Here is a 24,401-nt window from a genome sequence, read left to right as displayed (position 1 = left end):
ATGCAAAAAGTATATTATTTATCCACCTGCGATACCTGCAAACGCGTAATGAACGAAGTAGAAATTCCTTCATCATTTATAAAGCAGGACATAAAAACGCAAGGTATTACAGAAGAAGAATTAGACGAGCTTTTTAATCTTACAGATAGCTTTGAAAATCTTTTTAGCCGAAGAGCCAAACTTTTTCAAGAACGGAAATTAAAAGATGAAAACTTACTTGAAGAAGACTACAAACAACTTATTTTAGAACACTATACCTTTTTAAAACGTCCGGTAATTGTAAATAATGACGAAATTTTTATTGGCAGCAGCGCCAAAACGGTTGCCGCCGCCAAAAAATCCATTCATCCTAAATCTAAATAATTTGGTGCCAAGTTCGCCGCACCGCAAACCAATTAGGTTATTGAACTATGGGAGCAATATCTCGCGGGCGTTCGCTGTATTTACGGGTATTCTCTTTAGTTAAAATTCGAAAATCGTCTGTTTTTTCCAAAGCACTAAATTGATCGAAAAACACTTTTGGCAGCCCCACAAGTTTTCTGTCCATTAAATCAATCCAACCGCCCATCATTTCGCAACGGGCGCAATTTTTGCCATTTTCGTCGTAGAAGTTATGAAGAAATTCAAAGTACATACCATCATCCGATAATCCTTTTAACTGTAGTGAAACGAACACTGGTTTCCCCGGAAAAAATTCACGGAAATAATACATATGTTCATAAAATGCCACCGGCCCTAAATTATGCGAAGCCAGACCTTTTTGATTCATACCACATTCCAGTAAAAATGACATTCGGGTGTGGCTCATATAATCTATATAGGCACTGTTGCGCAAATGGCGGTTTGCATCTATATCGCTCCAGCGTATTTCAAATTGTTTTGTATACATAAACTAATTTTTTACAAATTTAAGCTACTTTTGTTATGCAAGCATAGTAAATATGTTTAGTTTCTGTTAAAGTTATCCGTAAAATGCCACTCATTAAAAGCAAATACAACCCACCCTTTCCATTTAAAAACGGCCATTTTTCTACTGTATATTCTGCAAAACTTAGACCTTCGCCAAGCTTGCATCAGCAACGCGAACGCTTACTATTGCCAGACGACGATTTTTTAGACATAGACTGGTCCTTTACCTCCACATTCTCACCAAAAGTAGCAATCTTACTACACGGACTGGAAGGAAATGCACAGCGGGTTTATATAAAAGCTCAAGCAAAAATTTTAAACCAAAATGGTTGGGACACTGCCGCCGTTAATTTTAGAGGTTGCAGCGGCGAGACTAACCTTTCGTATCAATCATACAATGCAGGAAAAACAGACGATCTGGAAGCAGTTATCGATTTAATTTTAGAGAAAAACAAATATTCCGAAATAGCATTAGTGGGTTTTAGCCTTGGTGGAAATTTGCTTTTAAAATATTTGGGAGAGCGCGAAACATTTCCAAATCAAATAAAAAAAGCGGTGGCCATTTCTACTCCACTAAATTTAAAAGGCTCTTTGGAAGCCTTAAATGCCTTTTCAAATTATATTTATAGAAGTTCATTTTTAATAAATCTTCGAAAAAAGTACAAAGCAAAAATGAAGGATTTTCCTCAAAAAATGACGATTTCGGAATATAAAAAAATCACTTCACTTTTACAATTCGATCATATTTACACCGCTCCAGCCCACGGTTTTAAAGATGCTTTTGATTATTACGAAAAAAACAGCAGTTTGCAATTTCTTCCCAATATTAAAATTCCGGTTTACATTTTAAACGCCGAAAACGATAGCTTTCTTTCCCCTAATTGCTATCCGGTTAAGTTAGCTGCCACGATGAAAAACCTGCATTTAGAAATTTCAAAATACGGGGGGCACGTAGGTTTTTACCAAACCAATAAATTGTATTTCAGTGAAGCACGCACCGTGCAATTTTTAAATGAGTAATTCAATATAAAACACACTGCATTCAAAATCACAACCTACCACCTAATTTTATTACCTTTGCGCTTCAATAAATTAGGAATATGATCCAATCCATGACGGGCTACGGCAAAGAAGTTGTTCAGTTGCCTTCCAAAACCATTACCATTGAAATTAAATCGCTAAACAGCAAAGGTCTGGACCTCAACACGCGCGTGCCTTCGGCCTATCGCGAAAAAGAACTAGAAATTCGCGATGTGCTTGCAAAATCGTTACAACGCGGAAAGATAGATTTTTCACTTTATATTGAAGTTACAGGCGAAGAAGTTACCACACAACTTAACGAAAGTGTTGTAAAACAATATATAAAACAGTTAGCAAACGTGGTAAATGGCGATCCTGTGGAACTTTTAAAAATGGCGGTACGTATGCCCGATGCATTAAAAACCGAGCGCGAGGAGATTGATGAAAAGGAATACAAAGCTATTTTAAAAGGAATTGAGCAAGCGCTGGAAGCTATTAACAAATATAGGAATGATGAAGGTTCGGTGCTCGAAAACGACTTTTTGGATCGTTCAAAAACCATTTCAAAATTATTGGATGACGTTATAGCTATTGACCCCGAACGCGTAGATGCTGTTAAAGAGAGACTCCGAAAAGCAGTTGCAGATATTAAAGAAAAAGTAGATGAAAATCGGTTTGAGCAAGAGCTAATCTATTACCTCGAAAAATACGATATAACGGAAGAAAAGGTTCGGCTTAAAAACCATTTGGAGTATTTTGAAGAATCGTTAAAATCTAAAGATAGCAACGGCAAAAAACTGGGCTTTATTACGCAAGAAATAGGGCGTGAAATCAACACCATTGGCAGCAAGGCAAATTATGCCCCGATGCAGCAAATAGTTGTACAAATGAAGGACGAGCTGGAAAAAATAAAGGAACAAGCCTTAAACGTTTTATAAATGAAAGGAGGAAAATTGTTTGTTTTTTCGGCACCTTCCGGCAGCGGAAAAACCACCATCGTACAACACTTACTAAAACAAAAAGATCTCAATTTAGAATTTTCGGTCTCCTGTACCAGTCGCGACCCACGGGGAGATGAAAAGCATGGCGAAAACTACTATTTTATATCACTTAAAGATTTTAAACAACACATAAAAAATGATGATTTTTTAGAGTGGGAAGAAGTATATCGCGATAACTTTTACGGTACATTAAAAAGTGAAGTAGAACGTATTTGGAGCAACGGAAAAAATGTTATTTTCGATATTGATGTGGTTGGCGGACTTCGGATTAAAAAGAAATACCCTGAAAAAACCTTGGCTGTTTTTGTAAAACCTCCAAGTATTGATGAGCTTAAAATCAGACTGAAAAAACGTAAAACCGAAAGCGACGAACGCATTAACATGCGCATAGCAAAAGCATCGGTAGAATTGGCTACAGCACCACAATTTGATCATATTATAAAAAATCACGATTTGGAAACCGCTTTAAACGAAGCGCACGATTTGGTGAAAAATTTTATAAAGGCACGATAGAGACGCAACGCATTGCGCCTCAACAACAGTGGAACACCACTGAAAAAATTACAAATGGCAAAAAAAATAGGACTCTATTTTGGCACCTTTAACCCAATACACATTGGGCATTTAATTATTGCCAACCATCTGGTGGAGTTTAGTGATTTGGATGAGGTTTGGTTCGTGGTTACGCCGCACAATCCGCATAAAAAAAAGAAAAACCTTTTAGAGGACCATCACCGCTTGGCAATGGTTCGGATTGCAGTTGAAAATTATCCAAAATTGAAAGCAAGCAATGTAGAATTTGATTTGCCGCAGCCTAATTACACAGTAAATACCTTGGCATATTTGGAAGAAAAATTTCCTGATAGTAACTTTTGTTTGATTATGGGTGAAGACAATCTGAAAAGCCTTCACAAATGGAAAAATTACGAAATTATTTTAGAACGCTATTCAATATATATTTACCCCAGAATTTCTGAAGGAACTGTAAAAACACAGTTTGAAAATCACGAAAAAATCATAAAAATAGATGCCCCAATTATTGAGCTTTCCTCAACCTTTATCCGTAACGGCATACAATCTGGAAAAAACATTCAACCCATGCTTTCGGCTGAAGTTTGGAAGTATTTGGACGAGATGAATTTTTATAAATAAAAAAACCGCCCCTCCAAAATATTATTTGGGGAGCGGCCTCAACTAAATAACCAACCAAAATCATTGAAACTACTCTCGTATTGATGGATAAACCATCTCAATAATCAATGCCAATAACGCCCCCTATTACTTAAACATTGTACGGCTAATCTTAAGCTACTGTTAAATGTTTAAGTAGGAATTGTGTACTTTTGAAATATACTTGTATCGTTAGTAGATAACCGAAGATTTATAATCTAGGCATTAAACTTTTAATAAATGGAAAGAGTATGTGTAGAATAAATTTTAAATTACATTCATGTCAGAAAAATTAAAATACGCGGTTTTTGGTGGAGGAAGTTGGGCGACAGCTATTGTAAAAATGCTTTGTGAAAATTTAGACGAAGTAGGTTGGTATATGCGTAATAATTACGCTTTGGAGCATCTAAAAAAACACGGTCACAATCCAAATTATTTAAGTTCGGTAGAGTTTAATTTAAAACAATTAAATCTTAGTAACAACATTAACCAAACTGTTAACTGGGCAGACGTCCTTATTTTTGTGGTACCTTCGGCCTTTCTTCACAAAGAATTAGAAAAACTAACCGTTTCTTTAGAAGACAAAATAGTTTTTTCAGCCATTAAAGGAATTGTCCCCGAAACAAGCTTGATAGTTGGCGATCATTTTAACACGCATTATAAAGTGCCGTTCAACAATATAGGGGTTATTTCTGGGCCCTGTCACGCAGAAGAAGTAGCTTTAGAAAGACTTTCCTATCTTACAATTGCCAGCGCCGATGATGAAAAGGCCAAAATGATTGCAAACGTGTTAAGCAGCGAATATATTAAGTGCACCACGAGCGACGATGTGCTGGGAATTGAATATGCCGCAATGCTTAAAAACATTTACGCAGTAGCCGCAGGAATAGCCCACGGTTTGGGCTATGGAGATAACTTTCAAAGTGTATTGATGAGCAACGCCATTCGCGAAATGAAAAAGTACGTAAAAAAGGTACATAAAATGAAACGCGATATTAATGATTCGGCCTATTTAGGCGATTTGTTAGTAACTGGCTATTCTATTTTTAGTAGAAATAGGCTCTTCGGAACCATGATTGGAAAAGGCTATACTGTAAAAAGTGCGCAATTGGAAATGAGCATGATTGCCGAGGGTTTTTACGCCACTAAAAGCGCTTACAACCTAAACCAACAAAAAGGAAAGAAAAAGGCAAAAACACCAATAATAAATACAGTCTACGGTATTCTATACGAAAATAAGGATCCCAAGAAAACATTTAAAAAACTAACCGAAAAGCTAAACTAAAAAAAACGGCTGTCCTAAATTACACTTTTAAGACAGCCGTTTTTCTATATTTTATTTTAGTTGTGTTGGTAATTTTTCAAATCCCATATTAAAAAGAGTAAAGCCGAAAATATCTGCATATTGCTCAATAGTTTTGCTTACTGGCGTACCGGCGCCGTGGCCGGCATCGGTTTCAATACGTATTAAAACCGGATTGCTTCCAGCTTGTTTTGCTTGAAGCTCTGCGGCAAATTTAAAACTGTGTGCTGGTACCACTCTATCGTCATGATCGCCGGTAGTAATTAAGGTTGCGGGATATTGAACGCCTTTCTTTACATTATGTACCGGTGAATAACCCTTTAAATATTGAAACATTTCTTTGCTGTCTTCGGCAGTTCCATAGTCATAGGCCCATCCAGCGCCAGCAGTAAAAGTATGATAGCGAAGCATATCTAACACCCCAACCGCTGGCAAGGCTACTTTCATTAAATTTGGTCTTTGCGTCATAGTAGCGCCCACTAATAACCCTCCATTAGAGCCACCGCGAATTGCGAGATAGTTGCTAGAAGTATAGTTGTTTTCGATTAAATATTCGGCTGCAGCAATAAAATCATCAAACACATTTTGTTTTTTCATTTGCGTACCTGCGTCGTGCCATTTTTTTCCGTACTCGCCACCCCCACGAAGGTTTGGCACTGCGTAAATTCCGCCCTGTTCCATCCAAACTGCATTGGCGATACTAAAACTTGGTGTTAAGCTAATATTAAACCCACCGTAACCATAAAGAATGGTTGGATTTTTTCCATCCAATTCTAGGCCTTTTTTATGGGTGATAATCATAGGCACCTTTGTTCCATCTTTTGATGTATAGAAAACTTGTTGGCTTTCAAAATTTTCTGGATTAAAATCTATATCTGGTTTAATGAATAATTCAGAATTACCACTGGCAATATCATATTTATAAATGCTACCGGGTGTTACATAATTGGTAAAAGAATAATACAACTCTTTTTCTTTCTTTTTAGTTCCAAATCCGCCAGCAGAACCTACACCGGGAAGTTTTACTTCTCGAATTAAGTTTCCATCGTAATCATACTGCAAAACTTTTGATACTGCGTCTACCATATAATTAGCAAAAATATTGCCTCCCCCAGTGCTCGGAGAAAGCACATTTTCGGTTTCTGGAAGAAAGTCCTTCCAATTTTCGGGAGTTGGATTTTTTGCATCTACCGTAACAATCTTTTTGTTTGGCGCATTCATATTGGTAACAATGTAGAGTTTGGAGCCTACATTTTCAAGAATATAGGTATCTGTATCTGTATTGTTTATTATAGTAACAAATTCAGAATTAGGCTTGGAAAGATCTTTTATAAAAAGTTTATTTCCCGAAGTAGATGTACTGGCTCTAATAAGTAAGTAATTGTTATCTTCGGTTACGCTTGCGTTAATATAGCGGTGTTTTTGTTCAGGAGTAGCACCAAAAATTATTTTGTCTTCGCTTTGCGGTGTACCCATTTTATGATAGTACACTTTGTGTTGATCGGTTTTTGCCGAAAGTTCACTGCCTTTAGGCTTGTCGTAACTGGAGTAATAAAAACCGTCTTCGCCCTTCCAGGAGAGGCCGCTAAATTTAATATCTTTTAAAGTATCGCCAACTAATTTTCTAGTTTCGGTATTCATTACAAGCACTTTTCTCCAGTCGCTTCCACCTTCAGAAATACTATAAGCCAACTTGCTGCCATCTTTAGAAAAACTGGTTTCTCCCAATGAGATTGTTCCGTCTTCCTTAAAAGTATTCGGGTCTAAGAAAACTTCGGCCGTACTGGGATCTTTTCCCGTTTTGTAGCGATAGATTACGTATTGATTTTGCAACCCATCGTTTTTATAAAAATACGTGTAGTTACCTTCTTTAAACGGAGGTCCAACTTTTTCATAATTCCAAAGATGTGAAAGTCGCCTTTTTAAGTCATCTCGGAAAGGTATATTTTCTAAATAATCAAAAGTTACTTCATTTTGGGCTTTTACCCACGCGGCCGTTTCTTTACTCCGATCATCTTCTAACCACCGGTATGGATCTTTTACTGTTTCGCCAAAATATGTATCTACGGTTTTTTCCTTCTTTGTCTTTGGATATTTCACAGAAAACATTTCTTTTTTAGTTTGGGCTTCACCAGAAAAAATAGCGAGCACCAAGATTACGGTAACGATTGTGTACTTCATAAAAATTATTTTTTTTCTTAGAAATGCAAAGGTACTGCTTTTAACCTTATTGCGAATATTCTAAAAAGCAAAAGGCTTCGGTTAAAGAAGCCTTTTGTTTTATTGAATGGACGGTCTAAATAAATAACGGTCTATAAACCTTCCAATGTTTATAGATAAGTATAACATTTAAAACTACAATCACCAAGGCCGCAATAAGACCCGGAGTATCTAAAAATATATGGAATAGTAAAATATTTACTGTTATTGGCGCCAATAATAGCAGGGCAAATGGCACCCATTTATTAAATAGTAAAAGTGCGCCGATAAATATTTCAAAAATTCCAACTACATATAGAATATAGCCAGTGTTGCTGAGCGAGTCTATAAAGATTGCTGCCTCTCCTGTATAAATATGCGTTGGCATAATTTTAAAGTGAAGCAACTTGCTCAGTCCAAAAAAAAGTAATCCTAAGCCTAATATAATCCTTAGGATTTTAGTAAAAGTTGAATTCATAGGCTTTACGTTTAAGGTTAATCCTTAAAGATACTGAAAAAAAAAGAACATCGCTTTGTAAATATTATGATTTTTTAACAAAAAATAAATAAATATTTCGCGATTTTTCTTAAAAGCCTAAAGTAGTTTGTGGTATATTAAATATTCTGCAATTTGAATTGCATTGGTAGCAGCACCTTTTCTTAGGTTATCGCTAACAATCCACATATTTAGCGTGTTGGGTTGGGTTTCGTCCCTTCGAATTCTTCCAACAAAAACATCATCTTTGTCGTGCGCATATATGGGCATAGGATACGTATTGGTATCTGTATTATCTTGAAGCACAATACCAGGAGTTTCGTGTAACATTTTACGTATAGCGCCTAATTCAAAATCATTTTCAAATTGAACATTTACAGATTCACTGTGGCCTCCTGCGGTAGGAATTCTAACAGCAGTTGCAGTAATGGAGAAGGTACGGTCGTTTAAAATTTTTTGTGGCTCGCGCGCTAGTTTCATTTCTTCTTTGGTATAACCGTTTTCTTCAAAAACATCGCAATGCGGTAAAGCATTTTTGTGAATTGGATAGGGGTAGGCCATTTCTCCTTTAATTCCGGCCATTTCATTTTCCATTTGTTTAACGGCCTTTAAACCTGTTCCAGACACTGATTGATAGGTAGAGACCACCACGCGCTTTAGCTTGTATTTTTTATGAAGTGGTGCCAAAACCATTACCAACTGAATTGTTGAACAATTTGGATTGGCAATAATTTTATCGTCCTTCGTTAATATGTGGGCATTTATTTCGGGTACGATTAGTTTTTTATCGGCCTCCATACGCCAAGCCGACGAATTGTCTATAACGGTAGTCCCTACTGCGGCAAATTTTGGCGCCCATTCTAACGATGTGCTACCGCCTGCCGAGAAAAGCGCAATATGGGGTTTTGCAGCCACGGCTTCATTAAGGCCAATTACTGTAAGCGTTTTTCCTTTAAATGAAATTTGTTTGCCCACAGACCTTTCCGAAGCTACTAAGAGCAGCTCATCTACAGGGAAATTGCGTTCCGCCAAGACTTTTAACATTACTTCGCCCACCATTCCTGTGGCACCCACCAAAGCTAATTTCATATTTTTTAAATTTGAATAATTACCCACAAAGGTCGCAAAGTTTTTTGCAAAGACCACCAATTGAGTGTGGTAAAATTAGCTTTTGTCTGTTGAATGTTTTTCTAGAGATTGAAAAGCCAGCTTGGCTATTTAATTAAGTTATAAATAACGTTCGCAATTTTATTCTGTCCTTTTTCGGAAGTCAACAATTCAAAGTCGTTCGGGTTACTTAAATAACCCATTTCCATAAGGGTAATAGGTGCGCTTACATTTTTCAAAATATAGAAATTTGAATTTCTAATTCCATTGCTTTCAAATTCTTGATCTATTGCATTTTTTAGACGTTCAGCAAGTTTGTTAGATGCCTCTGAGAAAGCGTTTTCAGGACTTACAAAAAAATCGAACCCACTTGCAGCAACATCTACGTTTGAGTTAATGTGAAGTGAAATAACGAAATCTGGATTTAATGTATTTATAAATTCTGCTCGACTTTTTAAGGAAAGCGGGTAATCTCCTTCACGGGTTAAAATAATTTTTACATCTTCAGCGGTATTTAAAGCCACGATTTTCAATGCGATTTCAAAAACAAGATCCTTTTCTTTAAAGCCATCTATTGCATACCCGTCATCGTTGCCGCCGTGGCCGACATCAATTACTATTATTTTTTCCGTTGCAGAAGAAAGGAAGGTCGAAAACAGCAAAATGCTTAATATTATAATATTTCTCATAAACGCTTATTTAAAAATTACAGTGTTGATAAACATATAAAAAGAACCCTCTCTCGATTGAACGAAACAGGGTTTAAGGGTTAGAATATGTAATGTAGCGGTGATTGAAATTTATTTTTTTCTAAGCTCATCACGAATTTCCAATAGGATATCTTTTTCAGATGGTCCCGGATCTGGTGCAGGAGCTGCTTCTTTTTTCTTTCGAACTTTTGCGTAGGCTTTAACGATTAAAAACAATACAAATCCTACGATAATCAAGTTAATGATTGAGTTTACCCATTTACCCCACATTACTGCATTTTCAGGTTCTACTACTTCACCGTCTGGTCCAATAACTGCTGGATCTAGCACGTATTTAAGATCGGCAAAATCTACGCCTCCAGTAAAATGCCCTACAATAGGCATAATCATATCATTTGTAAAGCCGGTAACTACGAGTCCAACGGCACTTGCCAAAATTACGGCTACGGCAAGATCTACGACGTTGCCCGTCATAATAAAATCTCTAAATTCCTTTAACATATTTTGATGGTTTTAATGGTTAATATGTGCTAATTTACTTAAAATGCTTTCAAAAAATTAATACTTTATACATTTAAGTATTAATTTTTACGAATTACCCGTTTTACTCGTTGCGATATGGCCGTAATCAGTTCATAAGAAATTGTATTTATTGAAGCCGCTAAGTCTTCAGCACTGGCAGAGGGGCCAAAAATAATTGCCTCATCGCCTTCTTCACAAGTAATATTAGTAACATCTACCATAATCATATCCATACAAACGTTACCAAGAATAGGTGCCTTTTTTCCAGCAATAGTTACCCATCCTTTTCCTTTGCCATATGAGCGCGGAATACCATCTGCGTGACCAATGGGAAGAGTTGCAGATCTGGTTACTGTTTCAGCAATAAAGCCGCGATTATAACCAACACTTTGATTTTTTTGCACCTCATGGATTTGCGAAATAACCGTTTTTAAGGTGGCTACAGGTTTTAAATGTTTGTTTTCTTCGGGATCATTTCCAAAGCCGTAAAGACCAATTCCAGATCGCACCATGTTAAAATGCGCTTCGGGATAATTTATTATTCCAGATGTATTTGCACAGTGTAACAACGGCTTGTACCCAAGTTTAGCGATTAATTCCTCCGAAATTTCTCTAAAATCTTTAATCTGACCTTGGGTAAACTCCTTCAATTTTAAATCTTCGCTAGCAGCTAAATGCGAAAAAATAGATTTTACTTTTACGCTTTTTGTGTTGGAAAGTGTTTCTGCAATCCATAATAAATCATTGTGGTTAAACCCCAAACGATTTAACCCCGTATTAAATTTTAAATGTATTGGATAGTTAGATTGATTGTGATTCTCTGCAAATTCAATAAACTCTTTTAAGGTTTTTCGAGAATAAATGCTCGGTTCCAGACAGCGATTTACAATAGTTTCAAAATTAACTGGCAGCGGATGCAACACTAAAATTGGAGTTTTTATTGAAGCATTTCTAAGTGTTTCGCCCTCATTAGTATAGGCTACAGCAAAATAAGATACACCCAAAGTTTCAAGCTCTTTTGCAACAATAACTGCATCGTTACCGTAGGCGTATGCTTTTACTACTGCAAGCATTTTCGTGCTCGGAGCTATTTTTGAAGTTATATATTTGTAATTTGAATTGAGCGCATTTAAGTCAATTTCTAATAAGGTTTCTGTGGCTTTGGGCATATTATGCTTGTTTTCCCGTTTTATCGGGCTGTCAGTCTTGGCGAGATGCTTTTTCATCTTTAATTTCTTCGGCATCCTTCACGTCTAATTTTACTACTTTATCTCTGAGCTGTACTTTGTAATATGCAGCGCGGCTTAGGGGTTCGTATTCTTCGGTTTCGCCCAGCAAAACAAGCGCTTCACTTTTTGCTTTTCTATAGCTATAGTGTGCAAGATTACCCGTTCGGGTGCAGACGGCGTGTACTTTTGTTACATATTCGGCAGTTGCCATTAAAGCGGGCATTGGGCCAAACGGATTTCCTTTATAATCCATATCCAGCCCCGCTACGATTACCCGAACGCCCCGGTTGGCGAGGTCGTTGCACACTTTTACTATTTCGTCATCAAAAAATTGAGCCTCGTCTATACCTACTACATCGCAATTATCTGCCAAAATAGGAATATTAGCTGCTGCCGGAACGGGCGTAGATCTAATTTTATTGCTATCGTGGCTAGTTACAGCATCTTCGGCGTAACGAGTATCTAATGATGGAGTAAAAATTTCAACTTTTTGTCGAGCAAATTGGGCACGTTTTAACCTTCGGATAAGTTCTTCGGTCTTTCCTGAAAACATGGAACCGCAGATTACTTCAATCCAACCAAATTGTTCTTTCTGATTTACGGTATTTTCAAGAAACATAGTTTATTTTTACGCGAAACATGAACACAAATCTATTTACAAAAGTAAACGCAACTAAAATACGGTTTAAAACCTTTGTAAAATATTGGTTTTAAACAAGAAACAAAAATAGTTGACGTTTACATATAGGATGCGTAAATTTATAAAAACAAAATAGAAAATCCGTTTAATTTAAAAAGATATGAAGAAGAAAGTCCGCGAGCAGGTAACAGCGCTCGCCAAGCAGCTAATTGAAGAAGAAAGTACTTGTAAAACCGCATATTTAAAGGGGTTAGTTGGCGAACTATACGAAAAATTATCTGTGCTCGAATATCTTGAAAATCAGTTGGAAGATACGCCCGAAGATAGCACTTTAGCTTCCTTAGATTCAAAAAGTTTCCGCGAAGAAAACTGGTTTACGGAACCCGAACCCGTGCCACAACCAGAACATAAAGAAGATCTTATTGAACCTTTGATGGAAAAAATAAAAGATATTGTAGCCCAAATGCCCGAAGAAAGCGAGCGTATTGACGAATTACTGGAAGAAATGATGCCAAAAAACCAAGCGGCAACCTCGGTACAGGTTAAGGAAAAGCCTTCGGTAAAATACACAAAAAACGATTTGGAGGAATTTGCTTCAAATTATCAGCAAATGCCCGAATTTGAAAGAAAAACAACCGGGCTCTTTCCAAAAGCTTCGGAAGGAGAAAAGGCGAGCAAAACATTAAAAGAATCTCGTCCAAAATCGCTAAACGAAACTATTAACAAAGGATTAAATATTGGGCTCAATGATCGTTTAGCGTTTATAAAGCATCTCTTTGACGGTCACGCCGAAGATTACACCCGGGTACTTTCACAAATTAACACGATGGATAATTTTGAAGAAGTAAAAAATTTCGTGAAGGCAAAAGTAAAGCCAGATTATAATTATTGGTTAGATAAAGAAGAATATTCTGAACGTTTTATGAATATCATTGAAAAACGCTTTAACTAAATAAATGTCATGACAGCCCAAAGAACCATTTATTGGATAGCAACAAGCCTGCTTAGCGCATTATTTTTATATTCGGCATTTACTTATTTAACAGATACCGCGGTAATTGAAGGTACATATCAAGATTATCAATATCCTTCCTATTTGGTAATTCCGATGGCGCTTGCTAAAATTTCTGCCATTGTATTTATAATTTTACGAAGGCCAAAATGGGTTATGGAGTGGGCCTATGCAGGGCTTTTTTTCGATTTGGTATTGGCCTGCTTTGCCCTTTACCGAATTGGCGACCCAGGAATGACGCTGCCATTGTTCGGAATTTTGGTATTATTAATTTCATACTTCTTCGGAAAAACAGTACGCCCATAAATTATGACGGGAAAACTCTATTTGGTACCCACACCTATCGGCAATTTAAAAGATATGACCCTTCGTGCGGTAGAAGTACTGAATGAAGTAGATTTAATTCTCGCCGAAGATACGCGAAACAGCGGAAAACTATTAAAACATTTTAAAATAGGCACCCAGATGCATTCGCACCACATGCACAACGAGCACAAAACGGTGGAAGGCATTGTAAAACGAATTCAAAACGGTGAAAACATTGCGTTAATTAGCGATGCCGGAACTCCGGCCATTAGCGACCCAGGATTTCTATTAACCCGTGCCTGTGTTGAAGCTGGTATTGAAGTAGATTGTTTGCCTGGCGCGACTGCCTTTGTTCCCGCATTAGTTAACAGCGGTTTCCCAAACGATAAATTTGTATTTGAAGGATTTCTCCCTGTGAAAAAAGGAAGACAAACCCGCTTGGAACTTTTAGCCGAAGAAACCCGAACTATTATTTTCTACGAATCGCCGCACAAGCTTTTGAAAACACTCGCACAGTTTGTGAAATATTTTGGTGCCGAAAGACAAATTTCCGTATCGCGGGAACTTACTAAACTACACGAAGAAACCGTCCGCGGCACTGCCGAAGAAGTTTTAAACCATTTTGAAAACAAGCCGCCGAAGGGGGAGATTGTTATTGTAGTTGCCGGGAAGAAATAGTTTTTCGTTTTACATAATGTTTTTTATAAAAAACACTTTTTGTTTATTTTGTTTTTTGTCGTAAACAATATTTATTATATTTGTTTTTCATAAAAAACAAAATGAAAGAGCTTTTCATAATCAGCGAACGTATTTTAGATGCTTTAAATATCCAAAAAGAACGGTACTTGTTGGCGCAAATTGATTGGTCGCAGCGGCTTATTGGTGTAAAGGGCGCTAGAGGTTCCGGCAAAACAACTTTATTACTTCAACGTATAAAATTTCATCTTTCCGAAGCGGAAAAGCCTTTGTACACTTCCTTAGACAATCTATATTTTATGAACCATACCTTAATTGGTTTGGCGGAGGAATTTGCAGTACAAGGCGGAACACATTTGTTTTTAGACGAGGTACACAAATACCCGAACTGGTCTCGGGAATTAAAGCTGATTTACGACCAATTACCTTCTCTAAATGTAATATTTACATCTTCCTCCATTCTTGAAATAAATAAAGGAGAATCCGATCTAAGTCGACGGGCGGTGAAATATATTTTAAAGGAAATGTCGTTTCGTGAATATTTGAATATAAAACACAATCTGGATGTGCCTTCTTTCGATTTCGAATATATTCTGAAAAATCAAAAAGACGTAGCTTTGGAGCTTAAAAAGCAAGTTAATTTCCCAGTTGCTGAATTTAAAAAATATCTTAAATACGGTTGTTATCCTTATAGCTTTGAAGGAGTTGATAATTACTACCCCAAACTTTTAGACACTGTTAATTTAATGCTTGAGATTGATGTAAGTTCGGTAGAAAACATCCCGTATCAGGAAAGTCGGAAAATAAAAAAGCTGCTCGTTGCTATTGCACAAAGTGCCCCGTTTACGCCCAACGTTTCAAAACTTAGTGAGCGCTTGGGTTTTTCCAGAAATTTTCTATTGAATTCACTTAAAATATTGGATCGAGCCGAACTTATTCATGAATTCTTTACTCCTTTAAAAGGCATTGGTGCATTCACCAAACCTGAAAAATTATACCTCAACAATACTAATTTAATTTATGCACTTGCACAAAGTCAACTAGAGCAAGGAACCCTACGCGAAACATTTTTTGCCAATCAATTAAAACATATTCATGAAATTCACCTTGTTAAAAAAGGTGATTTTATCGTAAACAGAAAATATACCGTTGAAATAGGAGGCAAAAATAAAACTACACATCAGATTAAAGATCTCAAAGATGCTTTTATACTTAAAGATGATATTGAAATTGGAGCCTTAAACATTATTCCATTACATCTTTTTGGATTAATGTACTAATAGTTATCAATCTAAAATTACTAGTGCTTTCCTTTATTCCACCCATGTTTCCCGAGATATTGCTCGCCACTTTCTACAGCACCTTTTTCAATTGAAGTACCCATTGAGTCATTCCAACGGTTTAAGTATCCAAAGAGCGAAATCACGCCCAGCATTTCTACAATTTCGCCTTCATCCCAATTATTGTAAAGTCTTTGTTTTATTTTCTCATCAACGGCATTTGGTACTTGGCTGGCAGCGAGTGAAAAATCCAAAGCAGCGCGTTCAGCCTCTGAAAATGCAGGATGGGTTCTGTATTCCCAAATATTATCAAGTTGTTCCTGCTCCGCGCCATAACGTTCTGCAGCACGGATTGCGTGTGCTTGGCAGTAGCGACAACCGGTAGCATTGCTGCTTACCCAGGCAATCATTCTTTTTAAGGCAGAAGTAACCCGGCCTTCATTCGCCATTACGGCTTTATTTAGATTTATAAATGCTTTACTGATTGCTGGACGATGTTGCATGGTAAGTACGCTGTTAGGACAAAAACCAAGGGTTTCGTTAAAGAATTCTGCTAATTGTTCGGTATCATTATCGTGATTTGGAGAAAGCGGGTTTACTAATGGCATATTTTAAAATTGTTTGAAATCCGAAAGTACGAAATGCCACTTGGAAATTCCAAATAAATCGCAACCCTCAAATTCCGAAGAAATTTTTTCAACTCAATTCTTCAGTAAACGAAACACACTATTTGAAGTTTTCAGAAAATAAACGCCACTTTGGACAGCGGCAAGATTTAGCTGCGATTGCTTTTCAGTCAATTCACCAGTGGCAATAATTTTTCCAGTTACATCGGTTATTTGATACGGTGTTTTTTCAGAAAACAGTTCGCACTCAATTGTGAAAATTCCGTTCGAAGGGTTTGGGTAAATTTTAAAGCTATCGTTTTCAAATTCTGAAACACTTAATGGACCATTAATAAGACGAGCCACAACCAAGCTTTCGCTGCCACTGTAGAAAAATGTATTGCCTCCAATTACGAGTTTTCCGTCCTGCTGAAAAGCAATATCGGCACCTTCAAAACCCAGCGCAGTGTAGCCGTTAGCGCCAAAAGTAGTGTCAAGTATTCCTTCTGAATTAAATCTATAAGTCCTGTTAAAATCGGGCTCAAACCCAAAAGTAACTCCAAAAACAATTATGTTGTTATCTGGCTGAATCAAAATTTTAAGGGCAGTAAATATATCGCCGTCAATAATTGCCGTTCCATTATTTCCAAATGAAGTGTCAATTTCACCACTTGGCAGGAATCTTTTTATGGAAGTTCCGGGTTGTGTTCTCAACGAGGTTAGTATTTTTCCATCGTCTTGAATAGTGATAGATGAATGAAATACTTCAGAGGACGACTCTATTTCAACAATACCATCAACTCCAAAATCATTGTCCAAATCGCCATTAGGTAAAAATCTGGCAATTTGGAATTTTTTTACAAAATTCTCTTCGGTTTTATAAGGCACTAATATTTTACCATCGCTTTGCACCTTAATGCCAAAAACTTTAAAGGATTCATTATTTATAAAATGAAAGAGACTTCCATTTGTGCCAAATGAAGTGTCCAGCGACCCATCGGGCAAATACTTTACCAGTAAAATAGAATTGTCGCCTCCATTTGTTGAACTTCCCCCTGCCAATATTTTAGCGTCGGGAAGCAATACAGTACCACTTAAATAGTTCTCGGCATAACTAGTCTTTACGATTCCGTCTATTCCAAAAGCAGTGTCTAATGCACCATCGGGCAAATAGCGAACTAACAGAAAACCTACTTCTCCGTTTTCAAAAAATGTTGTGGAGGTTATAATTTTTTGATCGGGCTGAATGTGAAGTGAATTAAAGTATTCCTCGTAAAAATTTCCAATTTGCGTAGTTACCAAACCTCCAATTCCAAAAGTAGGGTCCAAGCTACCATCGGGCAGATGTCCGGCAAGTGCGTAAGAAAAACCGCCTCCAGCGTGACTTGCAAAACCATAAATTATTATTCTTCCATTATCTTGAACAGCAACGGAAGTACCTCTGTCACTTCTTCCAAAAAAATCGGTAATTGCAAAGCCATTATTCCCAAAAGATGTATCAAGTGTTCCATCCTGCGAATAGGTAAGTGTTGAAGCTATTCCTATTAAAAAAAGTAAAAGTATTTTCATATTTTCAAGTTTTAATGCTTCCGAAGAAATTTTTCCGACTCAATTCTTCATTAAACGAAACACACTATTTGAAGTTTTCAGAAAATAAACCCCGCTTTGTGCCGAAGAAAGATTTAGCTGCGTTTGCTTTTCAGTCAATTCGCCAGTGGCAATGACTTTTCCAGTAATATCAGTTATTTGGTACTCCGTAGTTTCAGGAAATTCGCGTTCAATGGTGAAAATTCCGTTTGAGGGATTTGGGTAAATAGTTGTTTTTTGGTTTTCAAATTCGGGAGTGGACAAAGGATTATTAACACGGCGCTCCATAATAATATCTTCTTGCCCATTGTACCAAGCTGTATTGGCCAAACAAGTGATTTTACCGTCCTGTTGAATTAACATATCTGTTACAAAATACTCAGTAGAATTTGTGACGAAATTAAAACCTGTATCCACATATCCATCAATGTAATACCGCTTCATAAAAAACGGTCCGCCACCCTCAAAAAAATCAGTAAGCTCTCCAAAAACTAACAATCTTTGGTTCTCTTGAACTTCAATGTTGCTTATTATAAAATTATTTCTGTTCGGATTTATATACCCATTATTGCCAAAAGATGTATCAAAACTTCCATCAGGTAGGTATCTGAAAATTAAATTATTCATTATATCAAACTGCCAATCCAAAAAAGAACTGTGAACTGCAATTTTACCATCATTGTACAGAGCAATATGGTTTGATGAATAATCAGGTTCATTCGTTATGCTCACTATTCCATTACTGCCAAACGACGTATCCAATGTACCATTAGACAAGTAACGCAATAGCACTTGAGATGTAACACCGTTTTCTTGACTTATGCCGAGGACGACTATTTTGTTATTAGACGTTATTTCTATTTTTTGAGCCGAGTTTGATTCATTTCCTACTTCTGTAATTACCACGCCATTATTTCCAAAAGTAGAGTCTAAAGTTCCGTCAGGCAAATATTTTTTCAAGCCAATTTTAGATATTCCATTTTCAAATAATCTACCCGCTGCTAAAAGCGAATCATCATTTAAAAGTACCATCTCGCCACTATAAATACTCTCGGGAAATACTATCAGTTCTCCACTATTCCCGAAACTAGTATCTACTGAGCCATCGGCTAAAAATCGGTTAACTACAAACTCAGAATTAGCAGTCAGACTAAATGATCCACTAGCAACAATTTTACCATCACTTTGGCTTAAAACCTTTCTGTAATATTCCTCTTCATAACCTGCACCATTAAAAACTGTTACCCCATTTGTACCAAAAGAAGTATCTAAAGTACCATTTAGGTTATATCTAGCTATAGACGGAAAAGCTTGTCCTTGAATTTTAAACTGTCCCGCCACCAATAGTTTTTCATCTGTTTGCTGTGCAATTGAAATGGCCATATCCGTATCGCCTGCAATATCGGTTTGTACGGTTCCATTGTTTCCAAACGAAACATCTAAACTGCCGTCTTGGGCAAGTCCTAAAGTCGAGAACATTCCCACTAAAAAAAGTAAAACTATTTTCATAATATTGAGATTTTATGAATAAAGGGGAGAATTATTCCTACAAGATACTAAATTTTTCAAATACAGCAAATAATTACTTTTTCCACCAAATTTTGTAAATTTATAGCGCTTCCCATAATTAAATAATCGCAATCTATTTTTGGAATTTGTAATTTTAAACTTTGAAATTTTCGAAGTATATGCGCTGGACCCTAAAACCAAAACCCGATCCCGAAAAAGTAAATTCACTTTCAAAAGCCTTGAAAGTTGAACCGCTTATTGCTTCGCTTTTGGTACAGCGCGGGGTAGAAACTTTTGAAGAAGCCGAAAAATTTTTTCGCCCAAATTTGGACAATCTTCACGATCCGTATCTTATGAAAGATATGGATAAGGCGGTTTTGCGCATTCAAAAAGCAATTGAAAATGAAGAATACATATTGGTTTACGGTGATTACGATGTAGATGGAACCACAAGCGTTGCCTTGCTTTCTTCATACTTAAAAAGTTATTACCCTAATGTTTCAACCTATATTCCCGACCGTTATAACGAAGGGTATGGCGTATCGTATAAAGGAATTGATTATGCCGAAGACAATGGTTTTTCGTTAATTATAGCTTTAGATTGCGGTATAAAAGCCATCGACAAAGTTGGCTACGCATCCGAAAAAAATATCGATTTTATCATTTGCGATCACCACCGACCGGGGAAGGAAATTCCGAAAGCCGTGGCCGTACTCGACCCAAAACGGGATGATTGCTCCTATCCGTACAAGGATCTTTGCGGGTGTGGTGTTGGTTTCAAATTAATTCAAGCTTTAGCCGAAAAGCGAGGTTTACAGCTTGAAGATTTATTGCTGTATTTAGATTTGGTAGCTACTGCAATTGCAGCAGATATTGTACCAATTACAGGTGAAAACCGCATCCTTGCACACTACGGTCTTAAAGTAATAAACAGCAATCCACGAACGGGAATACAAACAATCTTAAAGCAAGTAAAAAAGGAAAAACTTACCATTACCGATGTAGTTTTTATAATAGCCCCGCGCATCAACGCCGCCGGACGAATGAAACACGGAAACCACGCTGTTGCGCTCCTTACTGAAACAGATTTTGAGAAAGCCCAAACGTACGCCGCGGAGATTGAAACTTTTAACACAAACCGACGTGAAGCAGACAAACAAATTACAGAGGAGGCACTACAGCAAATAATTGCTAATAAAGAAGAAGCACGTAAAACCACTGTTGTTTATCAAGAAAGCTGGCACAAAGGGGTTATTGGTATTGTGGCTTCCCGATTGACGGAAACCTATTATCGTCCAACTTTAGTGTTTACCAAAAGTGGCGAAAAGCTAGCAGCTTCAGCTCGCTCCGTAAAAGGTTTTGATGTTTACAACGCCTTGGAAAGCTGCGCGGAACACATTGAACAATTTGGCGGCCATATGTATGCCGCAGGTTTAACATTATTTGAAAAAGATTTCGAAAATTTTAAAAATGAATTTGAACGCGTGGTTTCAGAAACCATTGATCCACATTTGCTTACCCCCGAAATTAGAATAGATACCGAAATAAACCTGCAAGACATCACCCCAAAATTTTTCAGAATTTTAAAACAATTTGCCCCTTTCGGCCCTGGAAATATGACACCCACTTTTATGACTCAAAACCTAATGGATACCGGTTGGGGAAAATGTGTGGGGGAAGATAAAACACATTTACGCGTCGTGGTGAAACAAGGAAATTCGAACCAATTTACGGGAATTGGGTTTGGTTTGGCAGATAAACAAGATATCGCCTGCGGCGGAAAACCTTTTATGGCAGCGTATTGTATTGATGAAAACGAATGGCAAGGAAACATTAGCCTGCAATTACGTTTAAAAGATATTCGTTAATATTGACCCGGAACCGTTGTAGGGACAAGGCAAGCCTTGTCCCTACAATCACGACACATCCGTAAAACGATTACAATGAATGGGGTTTGAATTCCCTCAATTCAAACCGTTCGCCATCAAAAACGCCGTAGGTATAATGGTTTATCCAATCGCCAAGATTATAATAGGTTGAATTGTCGCCAACCTTTATTTCCATCGGCAAATGGCGATGCCCAAAGATAAAATAATCAAAATGTTTCCTTTCCAATTTTCGTTTGGCGTATTGGGCCAACCATTCCTTTTCCTCACCTAAAAACGCTTTGTCCTCATCGCCGGAAATCAATTTGTTTTTTACCGAAAGATGTTGTGCCAATCGCACTCCAATATCGGGATGCAACCACCGGAATAGCCACTGCGAAAGCGGATTGGTAAAAACTTTCTTCATCCGCTTGTAACCTTTATCGCCCGGACCTTTTCCATCGCCGTGACCAATAAAAAAATGTTTGTTATTAAAAACAAACTCTTTCGGGTCGTGATATACTGGAATATTGAGTTCTTTTTCAAAATAATCGTGCATCCACAAATCGTGGTTGCCCACAAAAAAGTGAATTTGGATGCCGCTATCACGAAGCTCTGCCAATTTCCCCAAAACACGAACAAAACCTTTTGGTACAACAGTTTTATATTCAAACCAAAAATCAAAAAGGTCGCCGAGCAGGAAAATTGCTTCGGCATCGTGTTTTATAGTGTCCAGCCATTTCACAAAAATCTTTTCGCGCGGCAAGCTTTCGGCCTGTGTGGGCGCGCCAAGATGATTATCGCTGGAAAAGTATATTTTCTTGCCTTGCGGGATTTGCATGGAGCAAAGATAGTGAAAGTGAATTGTCGGAGTACTTTTTTATTAAGTTGTATGTTTTGTTATAACAATGTATTAACTTTGTGTAAATTTTTCAAAAATGGAAGCGAAAATAATAAAGATTGGTAATTCAAAAGGAATCATTATACCAGCCAAATTTCTGAAGCTCATCGGCCTCGAGGAAAAAGTTGCCATCGAAATTGAAGATGACAAAATGATCATTACAGCTGCAAAATCTAAACCTCGTGAAGGGTGGGAAGAAATGCTGGCAGAAGATGTGACAAAATATGGGCAGCCCGAAAGATTGATGCCAGATTTTTTCGAAGAAGAAAATAATTCTGATTGGGAATGGTAAAACAATACGATATTTATTGGGTAAACTTAGATCCAACCGTTGGAAGTGAGATTAAAAAAACGCGTCCTTGTCTTATAATATCTCCAGATTTTTCAAATAAAATTTTAAATACACTCTTTGTAGCGCCCATTACTTCTACCCTTAGAAATTTTCCGATGCGAATTGAGATTATTTTAAAAGGCAAAAGAGGGCAAGTAGCATTAGATCAAATAAGATGCATAGATAAGTTGCGATTAGGCAACAAGATGGATAGCTTGAACAAGAGATCCATCAAGGAATTAAAAACAATTCTTTCAGAATATTTAATTGAATAATTGTTAATTATCTCCCGCAAACCATTCCGCATAACTGCTGTCGGTTTCCTGCAATCTGAGGGAGTGAAGCTGAATGTTTTTCGGCAAACGATTTTTTATTTTTTCAGAAAAATCAATCACCATCATTTCGCTGGTGGGTTGGTAATCTACCAAAAGTACACTGTGGCCGCGGTCGCTCAATTCCTTTGCCAATTCTACGTGTGGCGTATTTTTATTGAAAACGGTTGCGTGATCAAAAACATCTACAATTTCTTCTTTTACGATTTTTTTTAGGTCGCTAAAATCTATTACCATCCCAAATTTCACATTTTTGCTATCTGAAATTGGGCTGCCAATTACCGTTACCGAAAGTTTGTAACTGTGGCCGTGTACATTTCGGCATTTGCCGTCGTAGCCGTAAAGTGCGTGTCCGGTTTCAAAAGAAAAAATCTTGGTAATGCGTATCTGGTTCATAACGTAAAGTTGGGCAGCAAAGATACAACTTTCTTCGCCCGTGCTTTATTTTCTACCTTTTGAAAATTGAAGCTGAATTTTACGAACAAAAATATGCTCCTCAAACCGCATCTATTTTAGTTTAATTCACGTGTAAAACCAATGACTTTCTGCGCTATATTTGCGCGTTTTCTTAAAAGAATATAAAATGACCGAAGAACTTTTTGAGCAATTGGAATTTGTTGAAAACCCGCTGTTCGAAACTATTATAGATAACTTGTTGGATAAGCAATACAGCATTGTAAACAACTTTTTTTCTTCGGAAGAAGTGGTGGTTTTACGCAACTCGTTACTTGCAAAATACGACGCAGATAGATTTAAAAAATCTGCAATTGGCAGTAAAACGAACGAAGAAATTGACAAATCTGTTCGTGGTGATTTTATTCTTTGGATGGATGAAAATAGCGCAAATGAAGCGGAACTTATTTTCTTCAAAAAAATAAATGACTTAGTTAATTATTTAAACAAAACCTGTTTTTTAGGAATTCTTCATAAGGAATTTCACTACGCTGTGTATCCAACCGGCACTTTTTATAAGCGGCATTTAGATACCTTTCAGAATGACGACCGACGTAAGCTTTCTATAGTTTGCTATTTAAACGAAGACAACTGGTTGGCAGAAAATGGAGGCGAGCTCACTATTTATACCGAAAATGAAGATTTAAATATTTTACCGATTCCGGGACGTATTGTTATTTTTGAAAGTCAAATTTTGGAGCACGAAGTAAAAGTTGTAAAAGCTTCGGAACGGATGAGTATTACGGGTTGGCTAAAAACGCGTTAGTTTTTCGCGTATTCCTTTTTTGGTTTCAGAGATAAATTTTGTGGTCGCGACAATAGTCATCTATATACTCCCGAAGATTTTCAATTGCATGTTTAAAATTTACACGCTCTGTTTCGCCAAATCGTTCAGCTTCGAGATCGCGATTTAATTCCATCGAAATACTTTGGCGGATTTCGAGTAAAAGAATTTTCAGATATTTTTCTTTGCTCATTTCTGAAATCTGCTGCAAATCTATAAGCGCATCGCAAACTGCTTCGTATTCTGAAATAAGTTCTTTAACCGATGGATTTTGCTGTATTTCAGGATTGTTTTTAAATATTTCGGAAGGTGTTTTCACGGTAAAAAAATTCAGAGGAAAAAGCCAAATAACTTTAGCGTTTTTTCAATTTTTGATATAGAACGACGACAATAACCAAAACGGCCAGAAATAAAAAAAGCCCAGGGCCACCAAA

28 protein-coding genes are annotated in these 24,401 nt (G+C 37.0%); 14 read left to right on the top strand and 14 right to left on the bottom strand.

Features of this window, described 5'->3' with window-relative positions; translation table 11 throughout:
• Positions 1-363 carry an arsenate reductase family protein gene (locus tag VZD24_RS04710; RefSeq protein ID WP_279449483.1) on the top strand — a complete coding sequence of 121 codons (363 nt, stop codon included), beginning with the start codon at positions 1-3 and terminating at the stop codon, positions 361-363.
• A gap of 37 nt (positions 364-400) precedes the next feature.
• Here VZD24_RS04710 and VZD24_RS04705 read toward each other — a convergent pair whose 3' ends face one another.
• A complete protein-coding gene (locus VZD24_RS04705) occupies positions 401-889 on the bottom strand; it encodes an acyl-CoA thioesterase (protein WP_279449485.1) in 489 nt (162 codons plus the stop codon).
• Between the two features lie 83 nt (positions 890-972).
• On the opposite strand from VZD24_RS04705, the gene VZD24_RS04700 reads away from it, so the two are divergent.
• The 5 genes from VZD24_RS04700 (at position 973) to VZD24_RS04680 (ending at position 5,385) form a co-directional block, all read left to right on the top strand.
• Complete coding sequence (locus VZD24_RS04700; protein ID WP_279449486.1) at positions 973-1,929, top strand: YheT family hydrolase; 957 nt, start codon at positions 973-975, stop codon at positions 1,927-1,929.
• An 80-nt stretch (positions 1,930-2,009) separates the two neighbouring features.
• Positions 2,010-2,867 (top strand): YicC/YloC family endoribonuclease, encoded by an 858-nt coding sequence (locus tag VZD24_RS04695; RefSeq protein WP_279449488.1) that lies wholly within the window; start codon positions 2,010-2,012, stop codon positions 2,865-2,867.
• Positions 2,868-3,443, top strand: coding sequence for a guanylate kinase (gmk, locus tag VZD24_RS04690; protein ID WP_342686722.1), 576 nt, complete (start codon positions 2,868-2,870; stop codon positions 3,441-3,443).
• Positions 3,444-3,497: 54 nt separating this feature from the next.
• Entirely contained in the window at positions 3,498-4,082 is a 585-nt protein-coding gene (gene nadD, locus VZD24_RS04685; protein WP_279449491.1) for a nicotinate (nicotinamide) nucleotide adenylyltransferase, read from the top strand.
• Positions 4,083-4,380: 298 nt separating this feature from the next.
• Entirely contained in the window at positions 4,381-5,385 is a 1,005-nt protein-coding gene (locus VZD24_RS04680) for an NAD(P)H-dependent glycerol-3-phosphate dehydrogenase (RefSeq protein WP_279449493.1), read from the top strand.
• 51 nt (positions 5,386-5,436) lie between these two features.
• Here VZD24_RS04680 and VZD24_RS04675 read toward each other — a convergent pair whose 3' ends face one another.
• The 7 genes from VZD24_RS04675 to VZD24_RS04645 form a co-directional block, all read right to left on the bottom strand.
• Positions 5,437-7,584: a prolyl oligopeptidase family serine peptidase gene (locus VZD24_RS04675; protein WP_342686723.1), complete on the bottom strand. Its 2,148-nt coding sequence runs from the start codon at positions 7,582-7,584 to the stop codon at positions 5,437-5,439.
• A 115-nt stretch (positions 7,585-7,699) separates the two neighbouring features.
• Positions 7,700-8,080 (bottom strand): DoxX family membrane protein, encoded by a 381-nt coding sequence (locus tag VZD24_RS04670; RefSeq protein WP_279449496.1) that lies wholly within the window; start codon positions 8,078-8,080, stop codon positions 7,700-7,702.
• Positions 8,081-8,197: 117 nt separating this feature from the next.
• Positions 8,198-9,187, bottom strand: a complete 990-nt coding sequence (locus VZD24_RS04665) for an aspartate-semialdehyde dehydrogenase (protein WP_279449497.1) — start codon at positions 9,185-9,187, stop codon at positions 8,198-8,200.
• A gap of 125 nt (positions 9,188-9,312) precedes the next feature.
• Positions 9,313-9,894, bottom strand: a complete 582-nt coding sequence (locus VZD24_RS04660) for an N-acetylmuramoyl-L-alanine amidase family protein (protein WP_342686724.1) — start codon at positions 9,892-9,894, stop codon at positions 9,313-9,315.
• Between the two features lie 111 nt (positions 9,895-10,005).
• On the bottom strand, positions 10,006-10,416 hold the full coding sequence (gene mscL, locus VZD24_RS04655) for a large conductance mechanosensitive channel protein MscL (RefSeq protein WP_279449500.1): 411 nt from the start codon (positions 10,414-10,416) through the stop codon (positions 10,006-10,008).
• An 80-nt stretch (positions 10,417-10,496) separates the two neighbouring features.
• The gene (alr, locus tag VZD24_RS04650; protein WP_342686956.1) at positions 10,497-11,606 is read right to left on the bottom strand and encodes an alanine racemase; all 1,110 of its coding nucleotides are present in this window, start codon (positions 11,604-11,606) and stop codon (positions 10,497-10,499) included.
• 31 nt (positions 11,607-11,637) lie between these two features.
• Positions 11,638-12,285 (bottom strand): thymidine kinase, encoded by a 648-nt coding sequence (locus VZD24_RS04645; protein ID WP_279449501.1) that lies wholly within the window; start codon positions 12,283-12,285, stop codon positions 11,638-11,640.
• A gap of 181 nt (positions 12,286-12,466) precedes the next feature.
• Here VZD24_RS04645 and VZD24_RS04640 point away from each other — a divergent pair, with 181 nt between their 5' ends.
• The 4 genes from VZD24_RS04640 to VZD24_RS04625 all read left to right on the top strand — a co-directional run bounded on the left by VZD24_RS04640 (position 12,467) and on the right by VZD24_RS04625 (position 15,600).
• Positions 12,467-13,258, top strand: a complete 792-nt coding sequence (locus VZD24_RS04640; protein WP_342686725.1) for a DUF8457 domain-containing protein — start codon at positions 12,467-12,469, stop codon at positions 13,256-13,258.
• Between the two features lie 9 nt (positions 13,259-13,267).
• Complete coding sequence (locus VZD24_RS04635; RefSeq protein ID WP_342686726.1) at positions 13,268-13,624, top strand: DoxX family protein; 357 nt, start codon at positions 13,268-13,270, stop codon at positions 13,622-13,624.
• A gap of 3 nt (positions 13,625-13,627) precedes the next feature.
• Positions 13,628-14,302, top strand: a complete 675-nt coding sequence (gene rsmI / locus VZD24_RS04630; RefSeq protein WP_342686727.1) for a 16S rRNA (cytidine(1402)-2'-O)-methyltransferase — start codon at positions 13,628-13,630, stop codon at positions 14,300-14,302.
• A gap of 101 nt (positions 14,303-14,403) precedes the next feature.
• A complete protein-coding gene (locus VZD24_RS04625; protein ID WP_342686728.1) occupies positions 14,404-15,600 on the top strand; it encodes an ATP-binding protein in 1,197 nt (398 codons plus the stop codon).
• Between the two features lie 20 nt (positions 15,601-15,620).
• Here VZD24_RS04625 and VZD24_RS04620 read toward each other — a convergent pair whose 3' ends face one another.
• From VZD24_RS04620 to VZD24_RS04610, 3 genes are all read right to left on the bottom strand, one after another.
• Positions 15,621-16,208, bottom strand: coding sequence for a carboxymuconolactone decarboxylase family protein (locus VZD24_RS04620; protein ID WP_342686729.1), 588 nt, complete (start codon positions 16,206-16,208; stop codon positions 15,621-15,623).
• Positions 16,209-16,301: 93 nt separating this feature from the next.
• Positions 16,302-17,774 carry a T9SS type A sorting domain-containing protein gene (locus VZD24_RS04615; protein ID WP_342686730.1) on the bottom strand — a complete coding sequence of 491 codons (1,473 nt, stop codon included), beginning with the start codon at positions 17,772-17,774 and terminating at the stop codon, positions 16,302-16,304.
• Between the two features lie 39 nt (positions 17,775-17,813).
• Complete coding sequence (locus VZD24_RS04610) at positions 17,814-19,301, bottom strand: T9SS type A sorting domain-containing protein (protein WP_342686731.1); 1,488 nt, start codon at positions 19,299-19,301, stop codon at positions 17,814-17,816.
• A 179-nt stretch (positions 19,302-19,480) separates the two neighbouring features.
• Here VZD24_RS04610 and recJ point away from each other — a divergent pair, with 179 nt between their 5' ends.
• The gene (gene recJ / locus VZD24_RS04605) at positions 19,481-21,169 is read left to right on the top strand and encodes a single-stranded-DNA-specific exonuclease RecJ (protein WP_342686957.1); all 1,689 of its coding nucleotides are present in this window, start codon (positions 19,481-19,483) and stop codon (positions 21,167-21,169) included.
• A 70-nt stretch (positions 21,170-21,239) separates the two neighbouring features.
• On the opposite strand, the gene VZD24_RS04600 is transcribed toward recJ, so the two are convergent.
• A complete protein-coding gene (locus tag VZD24_RS04600) occupies positions 21,240-22,007 on the bottom strand; it encodes a UDP-2,3-diacylglucosamine diphosphatase (RefSeq protein WP_279449515.1) in 768 nt (255 codons plus the stop codon).
• Between the two features lie 97 nt (positions 22,008-22,104).
• On the opposite strand from VZD24_RS04600, the gene VZD24_RS04595 reads away from it, so the two are divergent.
• On the top strand, positions 22,105-22,359 hold the full coding sequence (locus VZD24_RS04595; RefSeq protein ID WP_279449516.1) for an AbrB/MazE/SpoVT family DNA-binding domain-containing protein: 255 nt from the start codon (positions 22,105-22,107) through the stop codon (positions 22,357-22,359).
• Positions 22,353-22,673, top strand: coding sequence for a type II toxin-antitoxin system PemK/MazF family toxin (locus tag VZD24_RS04590; protein WP_342686732.1), 321 nt, complete (start codon positions 22,353-22,355; stop codon positions 22,671-22,673). Before VZD24_RS04595 ends, VZD24_RS04590 begins: the two co-directional genes overlap by 7 nt.
• Positions 22,674-22,676: 3 nt before the next feature.
• Here VZD24_RS04590 and VZD24_RS04585 read toward each other — a convergent pair whose 3' ends face one another.
• A complete protein-coding gene (locus tag VZD24_RS04585; RefSeq protein WP_279449519.1) occupies positions 22,677-23,126 on the bottom strand; it encodes a 6-pyruvoyl trahydropterin synthase family protein in 450 nt (149 codons plus the stop codon).
• Positions 23,127-23,313: 187 nt separating this feature from the next.
• On the opposite strand from VZD24_RS04585, the gene VZD24_RS04580 reads away from it, so the two are divergent.
• A complete protein-coding gene (locus VZD24_RS04580) occupies positions 23,314-23,949 on the top strand; it encodes a 2OG-Fe(II) oxygenase (RefSeq protein ID WP_342686733.1) in 636 nt (211 codons plus the stop codon).
• A 25-nt stretch (positions 23,950-23,974) separates the two neighbouring features.
• Here the strand turns inward: VZD24_RS04580 and VZD24_RS04575 are convergent, their stop codons facing one another.
• Positions 23,975-24,286 (bottom strand): hypothetical protein, encoded by a 312-nt coding sequence (locus tag VZD24_RS04575; RefSeq protein WP_342686734.1) that lies wholly within the window; start codon positions 24,284-24,286, stop codon positions 23,975-23,977.
• Positions 24,287-24,401: the final 115 nt, after the last annotated feature.

It is taken from the genome of Aequorivita flava (genome assembly GCF_038742595.1).
GTDB lineage: Bacteria > Bacteroidota > Bacteroidia > Flavobacteriales > Flavobacteriaceae > Aequorivita > Aequorivita marisscotiae.
Note: the sequence above shows the minus strand (reverse complement) of the source record. Positions and strands in the feature narration are given on the sequence as shown.